At 67.1% G+C, this 19,077-nt stretch carries 19 protein-coding genes; 7 read left to right on the top strand and 12 right to left on the bottom strand.

What is annotated here, in order from left to right; translation table 11 throughout:
- The first annotated feature begins 2 nt into the window (after positions 1-2).
- On the top strand, positions 3-1,328 hold the full coding sequence (locus tag Q8O26_RS04845; protein ID WP_305574039.1) for an O-antigen ligase: 1,326 nt from the start codon (positions 3-5) through the stop codon (positions 1,326-1,328).
- 105 nt (positions 1,329-1,433) lie between these two features.
- Positions 1,434-2,873: a mannose-1-phosphate guanylyltransferase/mannose-6-phosphate isomerase gene (locus Q8O26_RS04840; protein WP_305574037.1), complete on the top strand. Its 1,440-nt coding sequence runs from the start codon at positions 1,434-1,436 to the stop codon at positions 2,871-2,873.
- On the opposite strand, the gene Q8O26_RS04835 is transcribed toward Q8O26_RS04840, so the two are convergent.
- The 3 genes from Q8O26_RS04835 to Q8O26_RS04825 form a co-directional block, all read right to left on the bottom strand.
- The gene (locus Q8O26_RS04835; RefSeq protein ID WP_305574035.1) at positions 2,870-3,802 is read right to left on the bottom strand and encodes an NAD-dependent epimerase/dehydratase family protein; all 933 of its coding nucleotides are present in this window, start codon (positions 3,800-3,802) and stop codon (positions 2,870-2,872) included. The two genes, Q8O26_RS04840 and Q8O26_RS04835, sit on opposite strands and share 4 nt — an antisense overlap.
- A complete protein-coding gene (locus tag Q8O26_RS04830; RefSeq protein WP_305574033.1) occupies positions 3,799-4,821 on the bottom strand; it encodes a glycosyl transferase in 1,023 nt (340 codons plus the stop codon). The genes Q8O26_RS04835 and Q8O26_RS04830 overlap by 4 nt, the downstream gene beginning before the upstream one ends.
- Before the next feature lie 490 nt (positions 4,822-5,311).
- Entirely contained in the window at positions 5,312-6,460 is a 1,149-nt protein-coding gene (locus Q8O26_RS04825; protein WP_305574032.1) for a DegT/DnrJ/EryC1/StrS aminotransferase family protein, read from the bottom strand.
- Positions 6,461-6,877: 417 nt separating this feature from the next.
- Between Q8O26_RS04825 and Q8O26_RS04820 the strand changes: the two genes are divergently transcribed.
- From Q8O26_RS04820 to Q8O26_RS04800, 5 genes are all read left to right on the top strand, one after another.
- Positions 6,878-8,392, top strand: coding sequence for a PfkB family carbohydrate kinase (locus Q8O26_RS04820; RefSeq protein WP_305574030.1), 1,515 nt, complete (start codon positions 6,878-6,880; stop codon positions 8,390-8,392).
- A gap of 2 nt (positions 8,393-8,394) precedes the next feature.
- Complete coding sequence (locus Q8O26_RS04815) at positions 8,395-9,108, top strand: nucleotidyltransferase family protein (protein WP_305574028.1); 714 nt, start codon at positions 8,395-8,397, stop codon at positions 9,106-9,108.
- A gap of 144 nt (positions 9,109-9,252) precedes the next feature.
- Entirely contained in the window at positions 9,253-10,086 is an 834-nt protein-coding gene (locus Q8O26_RS04810; RefSeq protein WP_305574026.1) for a hypothetical protein, read from the top strand.
- Positions 10,087-10,124: 38 nt separating this feature from the next.
- Complete coding sequence (locus Q8O26_RS04805; protein WP_305574024.1) at positions 10,125-11,033, top strand: hypothetical protein; 909 nt, start codon at positions 10,125-10,127, stop codon at positions 11,031-11,033.
- Positions 11,030-11,728 (top strand): hypothetical protein, encoded by a 699-nt coding sequence (locus Q8O26_RS04800; protein WP_305574022.1) that lies wholly within the window; start codon positions 11,030-11,032, stop codon positions 11,726-11,728. Before Q8O26_RS04805 ends, Q8O26_RS04800 begins: the two co-directional genes overlap by 4 nt.
- Here Q8O26_RS04800 and Q8O26_RS04795 read toward each other — a convergent pair.
- The 9 genes from Q8O26_RS04795 to Q8O26_RS04755 are packed head-to-tail and all read right to left on the bottom strand — an operon-like array spanning position 11,725 to position 19,076.
- The gene (locus tag Q8O26_RS04795) at positions 11,725-12,339 is read right to left on the bottom strand and encodes an HAD-IIIA family hydrolase (protein WP_305574020.1); all 615 of its coding nucleotides are present in this window, start codon (positions 12,337-12,339) and stop codon (positions 11,725-11,727) included. The genes Q8O26_RS04800 and Q8O26_RS04795 overlap by 4 nt on opposite strands.
- Positions 12,336-12,998 (bottom strand): class I SAM-dependent methyltransferase, encoded by a 663-nt coding sequence (locus tag Q8O26_RS04790; RefSeq protein ID WP_305574018.1) that lies wholly within the window; start codon positions 12,996-12,998, stop codon positions 12,336-12,338. The genes Q8O26_RS04795 and Q8O26_RS04790 overlap by 4 nt, the downstream gene beginning before the upstream one ends.
- On the bottom strand, positions 12,985-14,016 hold the full coding sequence (locus tag Q8O26_RS04785; protein ID WP_305574016.1) for a phosphotransferase: 1,032 nt from the start codon (positions 14,014-14,016) through the stop codon (positions 12,985-12,987). The genes Q8O26_RS04790 and Q8O26_RS04785 overlap by 14 nt, the downstream gene beginning before the upstream one ends.
- Positions 14,017-14,622 (bottom strand): hypothetical protein, encoded by a 606-nt coding sequence (locus tag Q8O26_RS04780; RefSeq protein WP_305574014.1) that lies wholly within the window; start codon positions 14,620-14,622, stop codon positions 14,017-14,019. It abuts the gene before it with no gap.
- Positions 14,623-14,633: 11 nt separating this feature from the next.
- Entirely contained in the window at positions 14,634-15,674 is a 1,041-nt protein-coding gene (locus Q8O26_RS04775) for a zinc-binding dehydrogenase (RefSeq protein WP_305574012.1), read from the bottom strand.
- A 10-nt stretch (positions 15,675-15,684) separates the two neighbouring features.
- A complete protein-coding gene (locus Q8O26_RS04770) occupies positions 15,685-16,608 on the bottom strand; it encodes a transketolase family protein (protein WP_305574010.1) in 924 nt (307 codons plus the stop codon).
- The gene (locus Q8O26_RS04765) at positions 16,605-17,447 is read right to left on the bottom strand and encodes a transketolase (protein ID WP_305574008.1); all 843 of its coding nucleotides are present in this window, start codon (positions 17,445-17,447) and stop codon (positions 16,605-16,607) included. The genes Q8O26_RS04770 and Q8O26_RS04765 overlap by 4 nt, the downstream gene beginning before the upstream one ends.
- Before the next feature lie 25 nt (positions 17,448-17,472).
- Complete coding sequence (locus tag Q8O26_RS04760) at positions 17,473-18,465, bottom strand: GDP-mannose 4,6-dehydratase (RefSeq protein WP_305574006.1); 993 nt, start codon at positions 18,463-18,465, stop codon at positions 17,473-17,475.
- 2 nt (positions 18,466-18,467) lie between these two features.
- Positions 18,468-19,076: an SIS domain-containing protein gene (locus tag Q8O26_RS04755; RefSeq protein ID WP_305574004.1), complete on the bottom strand. Its 609-nt coding sequence runs from the start codon at positions 19,074-19,076 to the stop codon at positions 18,468-18,470.
- Between the last annotated feature and the right edge of the window lies 1 nt (position 19,077).

Raw genomic sequence — 19,077 nt, 5'->3', positions numbered from 1 at the left:
CAATGGAAGGTCCGCCGAACACCTCGCCGCGACGGGGACTGGTCGCTGCCGCCTGGGCCTGGATCCGGGCGACGATCGACGACCCGAACCGCATCGCCTATCTCTATATTCCGGTGCTCGCCTTCCTGCCGCTGACCCTCGGCAGCGTCGCGACCTTCTTCTATTTCGGGGCGTGCATCTATATCGGCCTGATCTTTCTTGGCCGCCGCATCTCCTGGGTCTGGCCGCCGACGACGGCCTTCGCTTGCCTCGTCGCCCTCGGCTATTTCTTCGTGACGATGATCTCGCCGCTCGCCTTCGCCAACAAGGCCGCGGGTTGGCTTGATGTGGGCACCGCGATGCATTTCCTCGCGCTGACCGTCCTGGTCGGCACCCTCGTGCAGACGCCGAAGGTCGATGTCTTCGATCTCTTCCTGAACGGGGTCCGCGCCGCCGCCATCGTCTCCTTCTGCCTCGCGCTGGTGCAGGTTTTCCTCCTCGGCCACCCGCGCGCCACCGCCGGAATGGCGAACGCCATTCCCTTCGGGGGCACGGCCATCCTCGCGGCCGGACTGTCGATGGTCGGGTTTACCCGCCTGTCGCCGGCGATGAAGGCTTTCGCTTTCGCTGCGCTCGTCTGCGGCATCGGCGGCAGCTTCCTGTCGCAGACGCGTGGCGCGCTGCTGGCGCTGCCGCTGGTCGCCGTCGTGGTCGTGGTTCATGTCTGGCCGTTGATCCGGGTGCGGATCGGGCAGACTGTGCTGGTGGCCTCGGTTCTCGCCGCCGGGCTCGCGGTCTTCGCGATTGCCCTGAAGGTGCCGGAGCGCGTCGAAGAGGTGCGCCAGGCCCTGCAGAGCGAGACCCTCGGCGTCGACCGCGACCCCTCGACGGCCCATCGGGTCATGCTGTGGACCCATGGGTTCGATGCCTTCCTCGATCGCCCCTTCGTCGGCTACGGCAGCCAGAACGCCGTGGCGGAGGTGCGGGCGCGGGCCGCGCGCGCCGGGATCGCCATTCCGGCCTATCGCCATCTCCACAACGAGTTCATCTCGGTGGCGGTCGGCCGCGGCATCGTCGGCCTTCTCGCCCTGGTGCTGCTGCTGGTCGCGCCGCTCATCATCGTCGGACAGGCGCCGCGGGACGGGCGTCAGCGTGAGCGCTGGGCCTTCGCGGTGCTGCTGTCGGGGAGTTATGCGATCTTCGGCCTGACCAACCTCCTGTTCAGCCACGACCAGACCAACACGGTCTTCGCCACCGGTTACCTCGTTCTGGTGGTTGCCGCGCATCAGGCGCAGGTCGGGATCACTTCCTTCAGCCGCCCGTTCCTCGGTGTCCCCGCCAGGCCCTGAACGTCGCAGCGTTGACCATTCCGACAGATGGCTGTGGCGCGTCGGACGGCCAGAGGGTAGGTAACGCGCCGACATGCTGAGCGAAAAGTGAAGGATATGCCTTCGATGCCGAAGCAGACGCGGATCGTTCCGGTCATCCTCTCCGGCGGCGCGGGGACGCGTCTCTGGCCCGCCTCGCGTGAGGCCTATCCGAAGCAGTTCCTGCCGCTCCTCGGCGATCGCTCGACGTTCGAGGAGACGCTGGCCCGCGTCGGCGACCGCGCCATCTTCACCGATCCGGTGATCGTCACCGGCGAGGATTTCCGCTTCCTCGTCGCCGACCAGCTGGCGCGCGCGGGCACGCCCGGTCGCATCGTGCTCGAGCCCATGCGGCGGGATTCCGGTCCCGCCATCGCGGTGGCCGCCGAACTCGTCGCGGCCGCAGATCCGGACGCTGTCATGCTGGTGCTGGCCGCCGACCACCTCGTCACCGACGCCGCCGCCTTCGCCGCGACGGCCGAGGCCGGACTCGCGGTGGCCGAGGCCGGAGCGCTGGTCACCTTCGGCATCCGCCCGACCCATCCGGCCACCGGCTACGGCTATATCCGCCCCGGCGACGTCATGGACGGCCGGGTGCGGATGGTCGCCGCCTTCGTGGAAAAGCCCGACGAGGACAAGGCGAAGACCTTCCTCGCCGAGAACTATCTCTGGAACTCAGGCAATTTCCTGTTCCGCGCCGACGTCTTCCTCGCCGAGCTCGCACGTTTCGAGCCGGAGATCGCCGCAGCCGCCAAGGCCGTCGCCGGGTCGATGAGCGTCGACCAGACCGGCAACGTCACCTTCGAGCGTATCGATCGCGAAGCCTTCGCCGCCTCTCCCGCGAAGTCCGTCGACTATGCCGTGATGGAGCGCACCGACCGCGCCGCCGTCATCGAGGCCGACTACGCCTGGTCGGATCTCGGTTCGTGGGACGCACTGTGGGATGCCTCGGCGAAGGATGCCGACGGAAATGCCGCGCGTGGCGCCGTGTCGCTGGTGGGAACGCGCAATTCCTATGTGTCGAGCGACGATGTCCACACCGCGGTGATCGGCCTCGACGACGTCGTCGTGGTCGCCACCAAGGATGCCGTCCTGGTGGCCGGCCGCCAGGTTGCAGGTGAGCTCAAGACACTCGTGGCGGATCTGCGCGGCGGCGATGCCCAGCGCCGCCGGCTCGCCGAGGAGCATCGCCGGGTGCTGCGCCCCTGGGGTTCCTACGAGAGCGTCGACCGGGGCGAGCGTTTCCAGGTGAAGCGCATCGTGGTGAAGCCGGGCGCGCGGCTGTCGCTGCAGAAGCATTTCCACCGCGCCGAGCACTGGATCGTCGTCAAGGGCACGGCGACCGTCGAGGTCGACGAGGTCTCGAAGATCGTGCGCGAGAACGAGAACGTCTATATCCCGCTGGGCGCCTGGCACCGCCTGTCGAATGACGGGAAGATTCCGCTGGAGCTCATCGAGGTGCAGTCGGGCAGCTATCTCGGCGAGGACGACATCGTCCGCAGCCAGGACGACTACAAGCGCGTCTAAGCGCCCGTTGCCCGCATCAGCCGGCCGAGACCCGCACCCGAGGGCTCGACCGGCCGCCAGCCGAGAGCGCGCAACGCGCCATCGTCCACGACAAGATCGCCCAGCACCTGCCCGGCGATGCCGGGGAACAGGCGCGCGATCATCCGCTCGGCGAGGGCGAAGGGCAGGGCTGCGATGCCCGGCGGACGGCCGACAGCCTGCCGCATCGACGCTGCCATCTCCGGCAAGGTCAGCGGCTCACCGTCGTCGAGATGGAAGGCGCGCCCCCGCGTCTCGGGATTGTCCAGAACGAAAGCGACGGCACTGGCGAGATTGGCGTCGGAGAGGATCGACCGGCGGCCCGCGAGCCCTGCGAGCGGCAGTGGCAAGGGGAGGCGGGCGAGGCGGGCGAGGCGCGCCATGTTGCCCTTTGCTCCGGCGCCATGGATGATCGGCGGTCGCAGGATCGTCGCCTCTGGCAGGGCCGCTGCGACCGCACATTCCGCCGCGCGCTTCGAACGCCCATAGGCGTCGGTGGGGTTTGCTTCCGCCGCCTCCGTCAGGAGCCATGCGGCTGACGGCCCGCTCACCGCCCGTATCGACGAGATCAGCACGAAGCCCCCTATGCCTTGGCGACGCGCGGCGCGGGCGAGGCTTGCCGAAGAGTCGGCGTTGACGGCCTGCATCACGGCCTCGTCGATCCCCGCGGGCTGGTGGGCGAGGCCGGCGGCATGGACGACGGCGTCGATGCCGTCGAGAAGCCGCGCGAAGGCCTCATCGAGGTCCTGGCCGGCAACGAGGTCGGGCAGGGCGGCGGGCGTGACGCGGCCCGCGATGCTGGCGGGAAGGGGGCCACGCGCCGCTGCGCGGACAAAGTGCCCGCGTTCGGCAAGGTTCGCGGCGAGCGCCGTGCCGACGAAGCCGCTCGCGCCGGTGACGAGGATCCTCATGGGCTGCGCCTCGGTCGCTGCAGCCAGGCGATGACGGGCAGGAGCACCACGGCCGTGCCGATGGTGAGCATCGCGGCCGCAGCCCAGGCACCTTCGGCGCGGATGGAGACGAGGGCGAGCCCGCCGCAGAGGATCGAGACCAGGGCGACGGTGAGCGCCACCCGCGGCGCTCTCAGGCCATTGTCGACGGCGCGCTGGTAGGCGTGGTCACGATGGGGCTCGGTGAGCCTTCGGCCTGCGAGGAAACGCCGCAAGAGGGTCAGGCCACCATCGACGAGCGGGTAGAGCAGCACGAGGAGCGCTGCAGCCGGCTGGCCCTGGAGGGCGAGGTTCAGCGCCAGCCAACCCAGCAGCAGGCCGAGCGGCAAGCTGCCAGAATCCCCCAGGAAGATCGATGCCGGATGCCGATTCCAGGGCCAGAACCCGGCCATCGCGCCGAGGCCGGCAGCGGCGATGACGCTTGTCGCCCCGCCCATCGGCATCAGCAGAGCTGCCGCCCAGATCATGGCGAAGGCCGGCGCCGCATGGGCTAGGGTGATCTCGTCGATGCCGTCGATGAAATTGACGATGTTGATCGTGGTGAGCAGCACCAGGGCGGCTACGGCGCGTTCGGCCCAGAACAGTGCCGGCGGTACCAGCGTCGCGTCGGCGGGAAGGCTCAGGGTCGCCAGCACCGCCGCCACCGCCTGCACTGCGAGTTTGGGCGCCCAGGCGATGGGGCGGACGTCGTCGATGAAACCGAGGACCGTCAGTCCGGCGACGGCCGCCAGCAGGGCGAGGAGGCGGACCTCGGCGGCACCCGCCAGGATCGCGGCCATGCCGGCGACGAGGATGATGCTCGCCACGACGCCGATGCCGGCGCCCTGCGGCGTCACGTCCTTGTGGGAGGAGCGGGCGTCGGGTCTGGCGCCGGCGACACGTCTCAGCCAGGGCCGCAAGGCGGCGATGGCCAGCCAGGAGACGATGGACGCGGCGGCACATGCGAGGCCGGCCGTCAGGAGACTAGAGGAAGCTGGCATCGTCGAGAAGGACCGCGCTGGTGCCGATCATCCGCCCCCGAGAGGCGGAACGTCACGCTAGCCGATTCGATCCGGCATCCGATGCGACCTGCATGCAGCATGTAGGGGAGGGCTATAGCGCAAGCCCGACGCACCTTTCCGGATTTTCAGAGGAAGGCCGGGGGGCGAACTGTCGGATCAGTAGGCGCGGAGACGGTCGCGAACGACCAGCCAGGCTGAAGCCAAACCCAAAACCAGCGCGGCCAACTCGAAGGCGGTCTCTACATTCACGCCGATACTCCTCGACACCTACGCCTTGAACGCATGCTGCACTGCTTTAGCACGCTTATACCCTCGTCCTTGACCAAGGTCGCCGTCAACCGCCCTGCCGGCGATTCAGCGAGATATGCCCAGGGTCTGTGGCCGGAAGAGCACGCGTGGAGCAGCCATGTGCAGGACGTGCCCCGATCGGCGCGGCAAGCCTGTTAGGCGAACCGGACCGCGGCCGCCGTCATGCCAGCGCCGCGCGTACGCTCTCGATCACGCGGCTTTGCAGCGCCTCGTCGAGATAGGGGTGCATCGGCAGGCTGATTACCTCGACCGCGAGACGGTCGGAGACGGGCAAGCCGTTGCCGGCGACGGGATAGCGCCTGTAGGCCGTCTGCTGATGCAGGGGGCGGGGATAGTAGATGGCCGTGGGAATTCCCTGCGCCTTCAGCCGGGCGGCGAATTCGGTGCGATCGCGGCCGCGGAGCAGGATCGTATACTGCGCCCAGACCGAGACGAGGTCCTCGGGCACGCGCGGTACGTCGACGAGCGAGGCGAGAGCCTCGTTGTAGCGCGCCGCGACGATGTTCCGCGCGACGATCTCGTCACCGAAGATCTTGAGCTTTTCGATCAGCACGGCGGCCTGGATGGTGTCCATCCGGCCGGTCATGCCGATGCGCTGGTTATCGTATTTGTCCTCGTTGTTCTGTCCGTGGATGCGCAGCGACCGGATCACGTCGGCGATTCCGTCATCATCGGTGAAGACGGCGCCGCCATCGCCGTAGCAGCCGAGCGGCTTGGCCGGGAAGAAGGACGTCGCCGTCGCCATGCCGATCGTGCCGATCTTCCGGCCCTTGTAGCTACCGCCGAAGGACTGGGCGGCATCATCGAGCAGCCAGAGGCCATTCTCGGCGCAGAAGGGCTCGATGGCGTCGTAATCGGCGGACTGGCCGAACAGGTCGACGGCGATGACGCCGACGGGCCGCAGGCCGGCCGCCTTCGCCGTGACGAGGCCCTGCTCGAGCGAGGCGCGGTCGAGGTTGAAGGTCTCGGCATGAACGTCGACGAAGACCGGACTGGCGCCGAGCCAGGCGACGACCTCCGCCGTGGCGGCGAACGTGAAGGAGGGGCAGAGGACCGCGTCACCGGGCTTCACGCCCTTCGCCATCAGAATGAGGGCAAGGGCATCGGTACCGGACGAGCAGGAAATCGAATGTCTGGCACCACAAAATTCCGAAAGCGCCTTCTCCAGTGCGAAAACCTCGGGACCCATGATGTAGGCACCATGGTCCACGACCTTCATGATCGCGGCATCGACCGCCGCGCCGAGCCGGCGCCGCTGAGCGCCGAGATCGATCAAGGGAATGGAGGCGAGCGGGAGGTTCTGAGTCATGCGGATGGGGCTCGGTTTCTTTCGGTCGGACGGCGATGCCGGCACTCGCCGTGGAAGGCCGCAGAATCGGTTCAAACGGCCGAATTTTGCAATCGACCAGCGCCACTTAGAGGCCGCCGCGCCGCCCGCCCAATCACTTTGTCTTTCGATCGGTGACCGATGGCGGGCAGGCGCCGCCACTATCGTCGCGACAAGTGATCCTACCGGCGGTCCCACTGGTGGCGAACATCCCTGTTTTGCCGTTGCATCGATGCCAATCCCGGCAAAAAGCTCCTCGCCCGATCCGCGGGCAAGTCGGTCACCTGGAAGCAACCCGCTGATTTCGCTCTTTTCCCTGTTACTTTCCGACCCGATTTTCTACTGGACCCTGCGCGTCGCCCGTCGTATCGGGGCATCGTCGTTTCTCGGGGGAACCCCATGGCCCATTTGCGTAACCTCGACTCGGCCAGCGATCCCGCGCTCACGCCCGAGCAGATCCGCCAGCAGGTCGGCCCGCACAAGCGCATCGGTTTCATCTCCGGCAATTTCAACGTCATCCATGCCGGCCACATGCGCGTGCTCAAATTCGCTGCCGAGGCCTGCGACACGCTGGTGATCGGCCTGAAGCCCGACGGCGCCCAGGGTGTGACCGTGCCGATGGCTCTCAGGCTCGAGGCCCTGAACGCGATCTCCTATGTCCACCACGCCGTCGAGATGCGCGAGGATGCGAGCCGCTTCATCGACCGGCTCCGGCCCGACCTGGTGGTGAAGGGCAAGGAGTTCGCGACGGAGTACAATCCCGAAGAAGCGGTCCTTGATGGCTATGGCGGCAAGCTGCTGTTCAGCGCCGGCGAGCTGCGCTTCTCCACGGACGACCTGATCGCCAAGGAGTTCGCCGGCAATGACCGGCCCAACATCCAGCGGCCGACCGACTTCCCGGAGCGCCATGGTTTCCGGATCGGCGATCTGGCGAAAATCCTGCCGCAGTTTGCCGGAATGCGTGTCCTGGTGATCGGCGATCTGATCATCGACGAATACGTCAACTGCGAGCCCCTGGGCATGTCGCAGGAAGACCCCACCATCGTGGTGACGCCGATCAACAAGAAGACCTTCGTCGGCGGCGCCGGGATTGTTTCGGCCCATGCACGCGGCCTCGGGGCAGAGGTCGAGTTCCTGACCGTCGCGGGGCACGACCGGCATGCGGCCTATGCCCGCGAAAATCTGGCGCGCTACAACGTCAACGCCAGCGTCATGGTGGATCGGACGCGTCCGACGACTGTCAAGGCCCGCTACCGGGCCAACGGCAAGACCCTGCTGCGGGTCAATGACCTGCGCCAGCATGCGGTGGAGCAGGAACTGCAGTCGAAAATGCTGCGCTGGATCAAATCCCGCATCAAGCATACGGACCTGATCCTGTTCTCCGACTTCAACTATGGCTGCCTGCCGCAGCCGCTGGTCGATGCGGTGGCCGAGGCCGCGCAGGCCCGCAAGGTGCCGATGTCGGCGGACAGCCAGGCCTCGTCCCAGATGGCTGACATTTCCCGTTTCCGGGGGATGCAGTTGGTCACGCCGACCGAGCGCGAGGCCAGGCTCGCCCTTCATGTGCAGGATGCCGAAGCCGGCATCGCCGTCGTGGCCTCCCGGCTCCGGGACAAGGCCCGCGCCGTCAATGTGGTGGTGACGCTCGGCGCCGAAGGCATGATCGTGCTCGGCGAAAAACAGGGCGAGGAGCGGCTCGACCGGCTCCCGGCATTCAACAACAACCCCAAGGACGTGGCCGGCGCGGGCGATTCCCTCTTCACCTGCATGTCGATGGCGCTGTGCGCCGGAGTCGACATCTGGCGTTCGAGCTATCTCGGATCGATCGCGGCCGCCATCCAGGTGTCGCGGGTCGGCAATCTGCCCATCCAGCATCAGGAAGTGATGGGTGAACTGCGCGAGCGGAGGACCTGAACATGCGCGCGCTGCTGCTGGCGGCCGGGTTCGGAACCCGTCTGAGGCCGCTTACCGACACCGTGCCGAAATGCCTGGTGCCGATCCACGGCCGTCCGCTGATGGATTACTGGCTCGACCTGATCTTTCGCGACGATGCGATCAGCCATGCGGTCGTCAACACGCATTACCTCTCCGACGTGGTCGAGCGCCATGTGGCAGCGTCACCGTGGCGTGACCGGGTGACGCTGGTGCATGAACCCGAGCTTCTGGGGACGGGCGGCACGCTGGTGGCGAATCGCATCGCGCTGGGGTCCGGTCCCGTCCTGCTGGCCCATGCCGACAATCTGACGACCTTCGACGTCGCTGCCTTCCAGTCGGCCCATGCGCGGCGCCCCCCCGGGGCGGCCATGACCATGCTGGCCTTCCGCACCGACGATCCCCGCTCCTGCGGCATTCTCGAGCTGGACGACATGCATCTGGTGCAGGCGTTCCATGAGAAGGTGGAGAACCCGCCCGGCAACCTCGCCAACGCCGCCGTCTATATCATCGAGCCGGAGGTGACCGAGGCCGCGGCGCAACTGGGCAAGCCCTTCGTCGACCTGTCGACTGAAGTCATTCCTCGGTTCGTCGGTCGAATCCTCGCCCATGAGACCGCCGGTTATCATCGCGATATCGGCAATCTCGACAGTCTGGCGCGCGCGCATGTCGAGTTTCCGAAGCCGGTCACGGCCTGATCGGCCGTGTTGGCGATGGCTCTTGCGCGCATTGTCAGGCAAGCTGCCGTGTATATCATGATCACGCGAGGGCAGGCTGGCGCCGTCCTCTGCTGCTCCCCTATCCTACTGTGTCAGCTTTGCTGGAACCGGACATAACCAGGCATGGACTTCATCCAGCTCTTGCGTGACCACGCGAACGGCGCATCACCCGATGAGCGGCGCGCACTCTATGGCGCCCTTCGGGCGCGGGTCGACAAGTTCGCGTCTTCGATCGAGGGCGACCCTCAAGGCCGGCAGTCACAGCGCTATCGGGACGAACTCGAAGCGGCGATCGGCCAGTTCGAGGCCGAGCAGGATGTTGGTCAGCCATATGCATCCGCGGGTTCTGCACGGGCGCCGAACCAGGTTTCGGCCGGCTCCGGCGACGCTTACGCCGGCGCGTGGAAGGAGAAGGGCGATCCCGCCATGGTGCGACCGGGCGTGCCGCGCGCGCCGGAGGCCGCCCCGGCGGCACGGCGGGATGGGGTCGTGATCCCGGCGCTGGCCTTGCTCCTCGGCCTCTGCCTTGGTGCCGGTGCATTGTTCGCGTTCCAGAGCGTCACGCGCAGCGCCGCGGTGGTGGTCGAAGACCATTATCGCGAGGGTCGTGCGCAGAGCGAAAAGAACGTGCAGATGGTGCAGTCCATTCGCGACGCCGTCGAGGAATACCGGCGCAACACCGGCACTTTCCCGACGACAGCCGATGCCTGGAATTCCTTTGCGGCGGTTGCCGAAGCCATCCCGCCGCTGAAGACGCGGCTCGGGCAGATGGAGGGGCCGAAGGATCGGCTGCTGTACCGGGGCAGCCGGCTCGACTACAAGCTCGTCCTCCACCAGTCGGGTGATTGCTTCATCGTGAGGCTCGACAAGCCGGAACTGGTCGACCCCGTCCGCAGCGCCAGTCCGGTCGACTGCTACGCCTATGGTTTCTGGACCAGCGGCGCCGTGGCCTGGTGATAGGCGGGATCTGAGCGCTGGATAGGGAGAACGGCACCATGACCATCATCCTGTCGACTGTGCTTGTGCTGCTCCTGGTGGCACTCATCGCTTTGGGCCAGACCCAAGGCGCTCTCGACCCGATCGGCGAGTTCGCGACGCAACTGCTGCGTCCGGTCGTCGTTCCGCTCGTCAACCTGATCAACCAGCCATCCTTCGCCTATGTCGCGTCGGCCCTTGTCTTCCTCTCGGCCTTGTCGATCATCGGCTGGTTCACGAGCAGGGTCCTCGTTCCGCAACTGACCGGCATGCGCCGCGCCCGACGCGAGATCGAGGCCCTGCGCAAAGCCGGCCCCGGCGACTGGCTGAAGGCCTGCGAACGCATCCATGGCGTTCTCAAGCGGCATGACGCACTGCTGCCGGCCTGGACTGTCTTCGCCGCCGATGTGGTCGAACGCAAGCGCATTCCCGAGCGCCGTTTTGCTACCGTCGTAGAGACGCAGAGTGCTGTCGGGGTGCAAGCGAAGACGGCTCTCCTCGTTGGGCTTCCTGGGTACTATACGTCTGTCGGTCTGATACTGACCTTCGTCGGCCTTGTCGTCGCATTGTACTTCTCGGCGCGCGGTTTCCGATCGGGAGATATGGGTGAGGCGCGCCAGGCCATCGTGCAGTTGCTCAATGCGTCGGCATTCAAGTTCCTGACCTCAGTCGCCGCCTTGCTTAGCGCGCTGATGATCAGCCTCCTGCATCGCTACGGCGCGCAATCGCTCGGCACGGCCGCTGCGGAGCTCGCCACGGAAATCGACGCGTTCCTCCAACCGCTGAGACCGGCGCGCTCCGAATGGGCGGAAGAGCAGCGGATTGCGCAGCTGTCCGCTGCACTGATGAGCCTCACCACCGAACTGGCCGCGACGCGTGCCGCTGTCGCGAAGCTCGAGAGCGTGCTGTCAGAGCGGGCCGTGCCATGAAGGCCGAAGACGACGACGTCATCGACTTCAAGCCCTTCTTCGACCTTGTCGTCGGCGTGATCTTCATCCTGCTGATCCTCATCGCCGCACAGATGTTCTTTGCCCAGCAGCAGGGTGACACTGCGCAGAGCCGGTCGGAGCAGGCGGAAGAGTTGGCGCGTCGCGCAGAAGCGATGCGTTTCCTCGATGATCTCGCGCGCGAACTGTCGCGCAACGGGTTCGAGGCAGATGTCGACCGGCTTGGCCTCGCGGTCGTGCTTCCAGCGCGCACCCTCGTGGCAGGCAACAGCGGTCCGTCCTGTGCCCGGCCGACGGTGGACCGGGAGGCGGCCGCGCGTTTCGGACGCGCTCTGGCCGGCAAGCTCGCCTGCGTCGGCACGGGGGCCGTGCACAGGGAAAGCTGTCCCGCCTTCGCGCTGCGGGGCTCGGCCAACATGATCGCCGAACTGCAAACGCCAACGCTAGGGGCCGACGCGACGCCCGGCCCGGTTCAGCGCGCCATGGCCCTCGATCTTGCGGCGGCCATCTTTTCCGCCGAACCCGATCTCCTCGCCTTGCGCACCGCCGACCGCGGCCTGTTGATCGATCCCGCTTTCGGAGTGCGCGCTGTTCCTGACGCCGCGGCGCGCGGAGGTGAGGCTTGTGGCCAGCTCAGGCTGGGCTTCCCGCTGCTTGCCCGGCCGCCCGCGCCCTAGGCCACGAGCAGCTTTTCGACCTCGTCCAGCCCGTCGCACGGCCGGAAGGCGAGACCCGCCGCCCGGGCCGTCGCCGCCTCGTCGCTCATGCCTTCGATCAGGAAGCAATGGCCGACCCCGGCGCCTGCTCCCGCTCCCATGTCGCTGGCGCGGTCACCGACCATGATGGAGGCGGGAAGGGCGACGCCGAGCGCGGTCGCGGCGTGCAGGAGCATGCCGGGATTGGGTTTGCGCCAGGGATGATCGGCCACGTCGAAGGGGGCCAATCCGCCGGCGTGATGGGGACAGGCGCAGATGAAGTCGAGCGCCGCACCGCCTGCCTGCAACTCCGCTTCCACGCGGGCCTGGACCCGGGCGAAGGCCTGCCAGTCGAACAGCCCGCGGCCGATGCCGGACTGGTTGGTGACCAGTCCGACCAGCCAGCCCGAGCGGTTGGCCGCGGCGACAAGGGCCGCGGCGCCGGGCACCAGTTCAACGCCGGCAGGGTCGGCCAGGTGATGGCGGTCGACGATCACGACCCCGTCGCGATCAAGGAAAAGGCAGGGCCGGGCCTCGGCCCCCCTGGCGCCCCTGATCTCGGCCCAGCAGCCGTTGGCGAGCAGCGGGATCATTCGAAATAGATGAACTCGTGGTCGCCGGTATAGCCGGCCTGGGCGAAGTCGAAGGCCCATTCTTCCGGCGTGTGGAAGATGCGGCAGGTGAGCTGCCAGTACATCAGGTTCACCTTCTCGCTCTCGTTGCGGTAGCCCTCGACGCAGATGTATTTGCCGCCGCGACTGACGCGCTCCATCTCCTTCAGGGCAGCATGGAGATCGAAATTGTAGAGGTTGTGCAGGGTGTTGATGGAGATGACGAGATCGAAGCTGTTGTCCGCCCAGGGGACCTTGGCGGCGCTGCCGACCTGGCAGAAGGGCTTGACGCTCTCCATGGTGTGCTCGACGGCATAGGGGGAGATGTCGATGCCGGCGACCTCGAGGCCGGGCATCGCCTCCTTGAAGTCGTGCAGCAGGAAGCCCTTGCCCGAACCGACATCGAGCACCTTCATACCGGGCTTCAGGCCGTAGGCGGCGATCATGGCGTCGGCGACCTTGCGCCAGCGGCCATCGTACTTGTAGCCGCCATAGCCGGTGAGGCGGCTGCCGTCCCAGTAGTCCTGCCCGAACTGGATCGCCTTCTCGGCAACCTCCGCCTTGTCGATCTCGTTGACGCGCGCGAGGTAGTCACGCTTCGTCGACTTGTGGACGAGGCTGACGAATTCACGATAGGCCATGGCGGTCTCCGGTGTGGAACGGGGTCAGGTCTTTGAGGATCGCCTGCGCCTTGGCGAGCTGGGCGCGGCAGCGCTCGGCGCGGTCGGTGCCGAGGGCGAAGGCGCGGCGCGCCTCGTCGAGCGGCAGGAAGTCGTTGAGGATGATGCAAGCCCACTTGATCCGGTAGGCATCAAGCAGCAGCCGGGCGCGTCGACCGAAGCCGTCGCCGAGGGACAGCCCGGCCTGGAGACCATCGATGAAACGCTCGAGGCTCGCCTGCGGCGTCGGGATCTCCGGGACGGAGAAGAAATCACCGACGAGCTTGGCGGGGTCGTCGAGGCCGGCATATTCGAAGTCGATGAAGGAGACGGCACCATCGGCGACGAGGGCGTTGTGGAAGCCGAAGTCGGAGGGCGAGACGATCCGCGCCTCCTGCGGGAGGGCGGCGTCTCCCTCCGCGCCGGCCGCCGCGGCGATCCGCTGCCGGACGCGCTCCCAGGCCGGCACGAGTTCATTCGCAACAAAGGCCGCTGCTGCCTCGCCATGCGGCGCCGTGCGGTCGAGGTCGGCGAGGCGCGCGACGCGGCGGGCGACGGTCGCCAGGTGATCGGCGAGGCTGAAGCAGGCTTCCGAGCCGGGCGCGATCCCGTCGAGGGCCCGCGGGGCGCTGTTGAGCGCGATGATGAAGGTGAGAGCCGCCTCGACATGGAGATGGCCGACCTCGCCCGGCGCCAGCTTGTGCCCGGGGCGGACGCTGTAGAGGGCCGCATGATCGCCGCGGTCCATGGCCAGCGGCTCCGGCACGGTGTCGATGCCGCGCGCGCGGGCGTAGCTGATGAAACACCATTCCGCGCCCAGCCGGTCGCGGCTGTCGGCGGCGCTGACATGGTACAGTTTGAGCACGCGCGCGGCGCCTGCCGCATCGCTCACCAGGAAGACGCGGTTGTTCTTGCCGCCGGAGAGGCGCTCTGCCGACACGGGCGGCGCCAGCGCGGCCTTGCCAAAGAGACGCGCCGCGATCGCCAGGACCTCGTCCATTCACGCGCCCAGGATGGCGTGGCGGACCGCGGTCCAGTCACCGTGCCGTTCATGCGGCAGGGAGGCGAATTGCGGGTTGGCGTCGGGATCGAACAGGACCAGCCGCGTGGCCGGCGCGAAGCCCGGCATGGCGAGGATTTCGGGGAGGTCGTCGATGAAGACGTCGCAGCCAAGCGTGCCGGCGCGGGCGACCTTCGCCTCCTTGGTCAGTTCGAAGAAGATGTTTTCATGGGGCACGCGGGCAGGGCCCGAGAGCGCCTGTGCCGCGAGGAAACCGCGGGCCGCCTCATGCATGTCATAGGCCGGCCCCATCATCGGGGTTCTGGTCTTGTGGCTGACGATGAAGAGATCGTGCCCGGCCGCGCGCGCCGCGTCGACAAAGGCGACGATGCCCGGATAGGGCGCGACGAGGTCCATGCGCGCGCCATAGACATAGCCCTGCAGCGCGGTGAACTCGTCCTTGCGGCCGGAGCCATTGAGGTGGTCGCGAACAGCGTTCTTGCTGGATCCGAGACCGGCAGGGATCAGGCCCTTTTCGAGCGCGGCCTGGTGGAACACCCCGTCATAGCAGGCGATGGTGTTGTCGAAGTCGATCCCGATGCGCATCTTGCCGCCCGTCAGGCCAGGCTCATGTCGATCAGCGGACGGCCGACCTTGCCGGCGGCGAGATCGGCCAGGGCGTCGGTGGCCTTGGCCAGCGAATAGGGTGCCGAAAGCAGGTCGCGCACGGGGAAACGTCCGCCTGCCAGCAGCTTGCCGTAGCGCGGATAGTCGCGATCCGGCACGCTGTCGCCACCCCAGGTGCCCATCAGGCTCTTGCCCTGGTTGAAGACGCCGGGGTTCAGGGTGAGCTCGGCGCCATAGCGGGCATTGCCGATGACCACGGCGCGGCCGCCCTGCTGGCGGGTTGCGTTGATCGCCTGGTCCATGACCATGGGCAGGCCGGAGGCTTCGACCGCGCGATCGACGCCCTGCGGCACGATCGCCTTGATCTGAGCCAGAACGTCGCCTTCGCCGGGGTCGACGACATGGGTCGCGCCATAGAGCTTGGCCAGCGCACGACGGGTCGGGCTCGGATCGATACCGATGATCGGCGTGGCGCCGGCAAAGGCGGCCGCCATCACGGCATTGATGCCGATGCCGCCGGTGCCGAAGATCGCGACGGAATCCCCGGCGCGCACGTCGAGCACATTGAAGATCGCGCCCATGCCGGTCGGCGCGGCGCAGCCGAGCAGCACGCCGAGTTCGGGTGGCAGGCCGGATTGCAGCAGCGTCAGCCGGTTTTCGGAGACGACGGCGTGGCGCTGGAAGGTGGTCACGCCGCCGGCGTTGACCTTCTTGCCGTCCCATTCGTAAACGGCGCCGCCGGCCTCGATGCCGGTGCCCTTGATCCAGGACAGCACGACCTTGTCGCCCGCCTTGACCTTGGTGACGGCGGAGCCGGCCTCGAGGACCGTTCCGACGCCCTCATGGCCGAGGCAGTGCGGCAGCCACTTGTCCTCGCCCTTGTCGCCGCGCCACTCCATGACCTGGGTGCCGCAGGCGCCGGAAAAGCCGATCTCCACCAGCACCTGACCGGGCTTGATGGCCGGCAGCGACAGGGTGACCAGTTCCAGCGGCTTGCCGGTCTCGACGAGGATGGCGGCTTCGGTCTTCATGATGATGATCTCAGGCGAGCTTCTTGAGGATGCGGTCTGCGATCTGGTGGCCGGTCAGCCCCAGCTGCTCGCGCGCGTATTCCTGTTCGCCGGCGAGCTTGTAGAAGATGTCCGGCGTGCCGAAGCGCAGGAAGGCCTTGGGATGGACCTCGTTGTCGACGACCCATTCCGCCACGGCCGAACCGAGGCCGCCGATCAGCGAATGCTCCTCGACGGTGGCGACCAGACGGAACTTGCCAAAGGCTTCCGCCAGGCAAGCCGTATCGAGCGGCTTGACGGTGTGGAAGCTGACCACGCGGGCCGAGATGCCGTGGCTCTTGAGGATGTGGCCGGCCTCGACGGCCTCGGGAAGGATATTGCCGGTGGACAGGATGCAGACGTCGCTGCCGTCCTCGATGGTGATGGCCTTGCCGATGGTGAAGTCGGCCGGCATCGCCTTGTGGATGTTCGGCTCGCCCTTCTTGCCCATGCGGATGTAGCAGGGGCCATCCTGCTTCATGACGGCGCGCAGCGCGGCGCGCACCTCCCAGGGGTCGCCCGGGCAGATCACCGACATGTTCGGAATAGAGCGCAGGAAGGAAATGTCCTCGCAGGCGTGATGGGTCGGACCAAGGCCCGCATAGGCGAGGCCGGCGCCGACGGAGACCACCGTCACCGGGACGTTGTGGTAGCAGGCATCGGTACGGATTTGCTCGAGGCAGCGCGTCGTCACGAAAGGTGTGATCGTGTAGGCGACGGGGCGCAGGCCCGACATCGCCATGCCGGCGGCCACGCCCATCATGTTCTGCTCGGCCACGCCGCAGTTCAGGAACCGGCTCGGATGCTTGTCCTTGAACTTGTCGAACAGGCGGTTGCCGATATCGCCCGAGAGCATGACCACGCGCGCGTCGTCGTCGCCGAGCTTCGTCAGTTCGTCAGCGAATGCGTTTCTCATGCGAGGCCGAGCTCCTTGTGCGCCTTGACCACCTCTTCGGCGGTCGGCGCGCGGTAGTGCCAGTTGTTGTCGTCCTCCATGAAGGACACGCCCTTGCCCTTGACCGTGTGGGCGATCAGCGCCACCGGCTTTCCCGAACCATTGGGCAGGTCGGCCATGGCGGCTGCCAGCGCCTCGACGTCATGGCCGTCGATCTCGCGCGCGTCCCAGCCGAAGGCGGCCCATTTGTCGCGCAGCGGGGCGAGCATCAGCGTCTCGTTGGAACGGGCCGTCGCCTGCCACTTGTTGTAGTCGACGATCACGCAGATGTTCTCGAGCTTCTGGCCGGCGGCGAACATCGCCGCTTCCCAGACCGAGCCCTCGTTGTTCTCGCCGTCCGAGAGCAGCGCATAGACACGGTGGCTCTGGCCGTGGATGCGGGCCGCGAGCGCCATGCCGACGCCGATGGGCAGGCCATGGCCGAGCGAGCCGGTAGCGGCCTCGACGCCAGGCAGGAGATTGGCCGGGGGATGTTCGGCGAGGCGGCCACCATCCTGGCAATAGGTCGCCAGTTCGGCCTCGGGGAAATAGCCCTTGAAGGCGAGCGTCGCGTAGAGCGCCGCAGCCGCATGGCCCTTGGAAAGAATGAAGCGGTCGCGATCCGCCCAGTCCGGCTTCTTCGGATCGATCGACAGCACGTGCCAGTAGGCGGCCGCCAGAACGTCGCAGCAGGAGAGGCAGGAGGCGAGATGGGCGGCACCGGCGGCCGAGCTCATCTCGATCACCTTGCCGCGGAGCCTTGCGGCTACTGCCGCCAGCGCCGCCTTGTCGGGCGCGTTCTTGCCGTTCGCAACAACCATGTCGGGGGTCCCAGTCATGCGGCCGTCAGGCCTTGTGTTCATAGCGCGCGGGCAGCTGGCCGACGGCCTCGCCGAAGCGCGTGGCCCAGGCGATGACGTCGCCGACGCCCTGGTCGAGACCGATCGAATCCCGCCAGCCGAGCTCGGTCCGGATCTTGACGCTGTCGAGCGTATAGGCGGTGTCCTTGCCCGGGCGCTCCGGCCCGATCTCGACGCAATCCTCGAAGCGCTTGCCGAGGCGCGCAAGGATCATCTCGACGAGTTCGCGGATCGAGACCAGCTCATAGCCCGAGATGTGATAGGTCTCGCCCAGCGTGCCCTTTTCGGCGATCTTCAGCGTCGCGTCGGAGACGTCGTTCATGTGGATGAAGACGCGCACCGACTTGCCGCCGCCATCGAGCTTCAGCTTCTGCCCGCCCACGGCGGCGACGATGGTGCGGGGAATGATGCGGTAGAGCTGCTGGCCGGGCCCGTAGACATTGGCGGCGCGGGTGAAGAGCACCGGGAACTGGTAGGTCTGGAAATAGGTGCGCAGGCTCATGTCGCCGGCGGCGCGGCTGACCGCATAGGGCGTCGAGGGATTGAAGGGGCAATCCTCCTTCACCCAGCCCTCGGTCGAACCGTAGACTTCCGGCGTCGTGACATGGACGTAGCGCTCCAGCCGGTCGTAGCGGCGCAGGCGCTCGTGCAGGCGCACCGTCGAGACCACGTTGGTCATCATCCAGTGGTCGGGATTGGTCCAGCTCTCGCCGACCATGCTCTGGGCAGCGAAATTGACGATATGTGTCGGCTTCTCGGCCTTCAGAAGGGCGTCGAGCGCGTCGAGATCATGGTTGATGTCGACCCGATGAAAACGTACCGAGCCAGGGTTCTTGCGCCACTTGTAGGGCAGCAGGGCCTCGTGCGGCTCGTCGGAGCGGGACGTGGCGATGACGTCGCGGCCGGCCGCGGCCACGAAATCGCAGAAGCTGGCGCCGGAGAAGGAGTTGGAGCCGAGGACGAGAATGGGTGCCGCCACGCTCAGGACCTCCCGGCCAGTTCAGCCGCCACTTCGTCGCGGTATTGGGAAAGCCACTGCATCAGCATGTGTCCCATGATCAGCTGGAAATCTTCCGCGATCTGCATGTCATCGAGCGCGAGGTGGATGGGGACGTCCGCCATGGCCTTGGCCTTGCCGCCGGAGAAACCGAGCACGGCATAGCTCTTCATGCCAATCCGCTTCGCCTCTTCGAGCGCCCTGAGGATGTTCGGGGAATTGCCGCTACCGGAGAAGACGATGAGGATGTCGCCCTTGCGCGCCATCACCGCCAGCTGCAGCGAGAAGACCTTGTCGTAGCCTTCGTCATTGGCGAGCGAGGTGATCACCGCCTGGTTCGCCGGCAGGCCGTGGACCCGGAGGCCTGAACCGGCCTGCTTCGACAGCGCATAGAGGAAGTCGTTGGCGAGGTGCACCGCATTGCCGGCACTGCCGCCGTTGCCGGCGAAGAACACCTGCGCACCGCTGCTCCATGCGGCCCTGAGGTCGTGCCCCAGAGCCTCGACGGGCGTCCAGTCGAAGCCGCCGAGGACGCTTGCCAGGCGCGAGGCGTAATCGCGGAAATGATCGCCGGGATTCGCGAAGGCCGTCATG

The organism is Phreatobacter sp. (assembly GCF_030691135.1).
Lineage (GTDB): Bacteria > Pseudomonadota > Alphaproteobacteria > Rhizobiales > Phreatobacteraceae > Phreatobacter.
This window is presented reverse-complemented; position numbering and strand designations above follow the sequence as displayed.

Excerpts from the sequence above, each read along its gene's own strand:
- Q8O26_RS04845 (WP_305574039.1), top strand. The coding sequence starts at position 3 with ATGGAAGGTCCGCCGAACACCTCGCCGCGACGGGGACTGGTCGCTGCC.
- Q8O26_RS04840 (WP_305574037.1), top strand. The coding sequence starts at position 1,434 with ATGCCGAAGCAGACGCGGATCGTTCCGGTCATCCTCTCCGGCGGCGCG.
- Q8O26_RS04835 (WP_305574035.1), bottom strand. The coding sequence starts at position 3,802 with ATGAGGATCCTCGTCACCGGCGCGAGCGGCTTCGTCGGCACGGCGCTC.
- Q8O26_RS04830 (WP_305574033.1), bottom strand. The coding sequence starts at position 4,821 with ATGCCAGCTTCCTCTAGTCTCCTGACGGCCGGCCTCGCATGTGCCGCC.
- Q8O26_RS04825 (WP_305574032.1), bottom strand. The coding sequence starts at position 6,460 with ATGACTCAGAACCTCCCGCTCGCCTCCATTCCCTTGATCGATCTCGGC.
- Q8O26_RS04820 (WP_305574030.1), top strand. The coding sequence starts at position 6,878 with ATGGCCCATTTGCGTAACCTCGACTCGGCCAGCGATCCCGCGCTCACG.
- Q8O26_RS04815 (WP_305574028.1), top strand. The coding sequence starts at position 8,395 with ATGCGCGCGCTGCTGCTGGCGGCCGGGTTCGGAACCCGTCTGAGGCCG.
- Q8O26_RS04810 (WP_305574026.1), top strand. The coding sequence starts at position 9,253 with ATGGACTTCATCCAGCTCTTGCGTGACCACGCGAACGGCGCATCACCC.
- Q8O26_RS04805 (WP_305574024.1), top strand. The coding sequence starts at position 10,125 with ATGACCATCATCCTGTCGACTGTGCTTGTGCTGCTCCTGGTGGCACTC.
- Q8O26_RS04800 (WP_305574022.1), top strand. The coding sequence starts at position 11,030 with ATGAAGGCCGAAGACGACGACGTCATCGACTTCAAGCCCTTCTTCGAC.
- Q8O26_RS04795 (WP_305574020.1), bottom strand. The coding sequence starts at position 12,339 with ATGATCCCGCTGCTCGCCAACGGCTGCTGGGCCGAGATCAGGGGCGCC.
- Q8O26_RS04790 (WP_305574018.1), bottom strand. The coding sequence starts at position 12,998 with ATGGCCTATCGTGAATTCGTCAGCCTCGTCCACAAGTCGACGAAGCGT.
- Q8O26_RS04785 (WP_305574016.1), bottom strand. The coding sequence starts at position 14,016 with ATGGACGAGGTCCTGGCGATCGCGGCGCGTCTCTTTGGCAAGGCCGCG.
- Q8O26_RS04780 (WP_305574014.1), bottom strand. The coding sequence starts at position 14,622 with ATGCGCATCGGGATCGACTTCGACAACACCATCGCCTGCTATGACGGG.
- Q8O26_RS04775 (WP_305574012.1), bottom strand. The coding sequence starts at position 15,674 with ATGAAGACCGAAGCCGCCATCCTCGTCGAGACCGGCAAGCCGCTGGAA.
- Q8O26_RS04770 (WP_305574010.1), bottom strand. The coding sequence starts at position 16,608 with ATGAGAAACGCATTCGCTGACGAACTGACGAAGCTCGGCGACGACGAC.
- Q8O26_RS04765 (WP_305574008.1), bottom strand. The coding sequence starts at position 17,447 with ATGGTTGTTGCGAACGGCAAGAACGCGCCCGACAAGGCGGCGCTGGCG.
- Q8O26_RS04755 (WP_305574004.1), bottom strand. The coding sequence starts at position 19,076 with ATGACGGCCTTCGCGAATCCCGGCGATCATTTCCGCGATTACGCCTCG.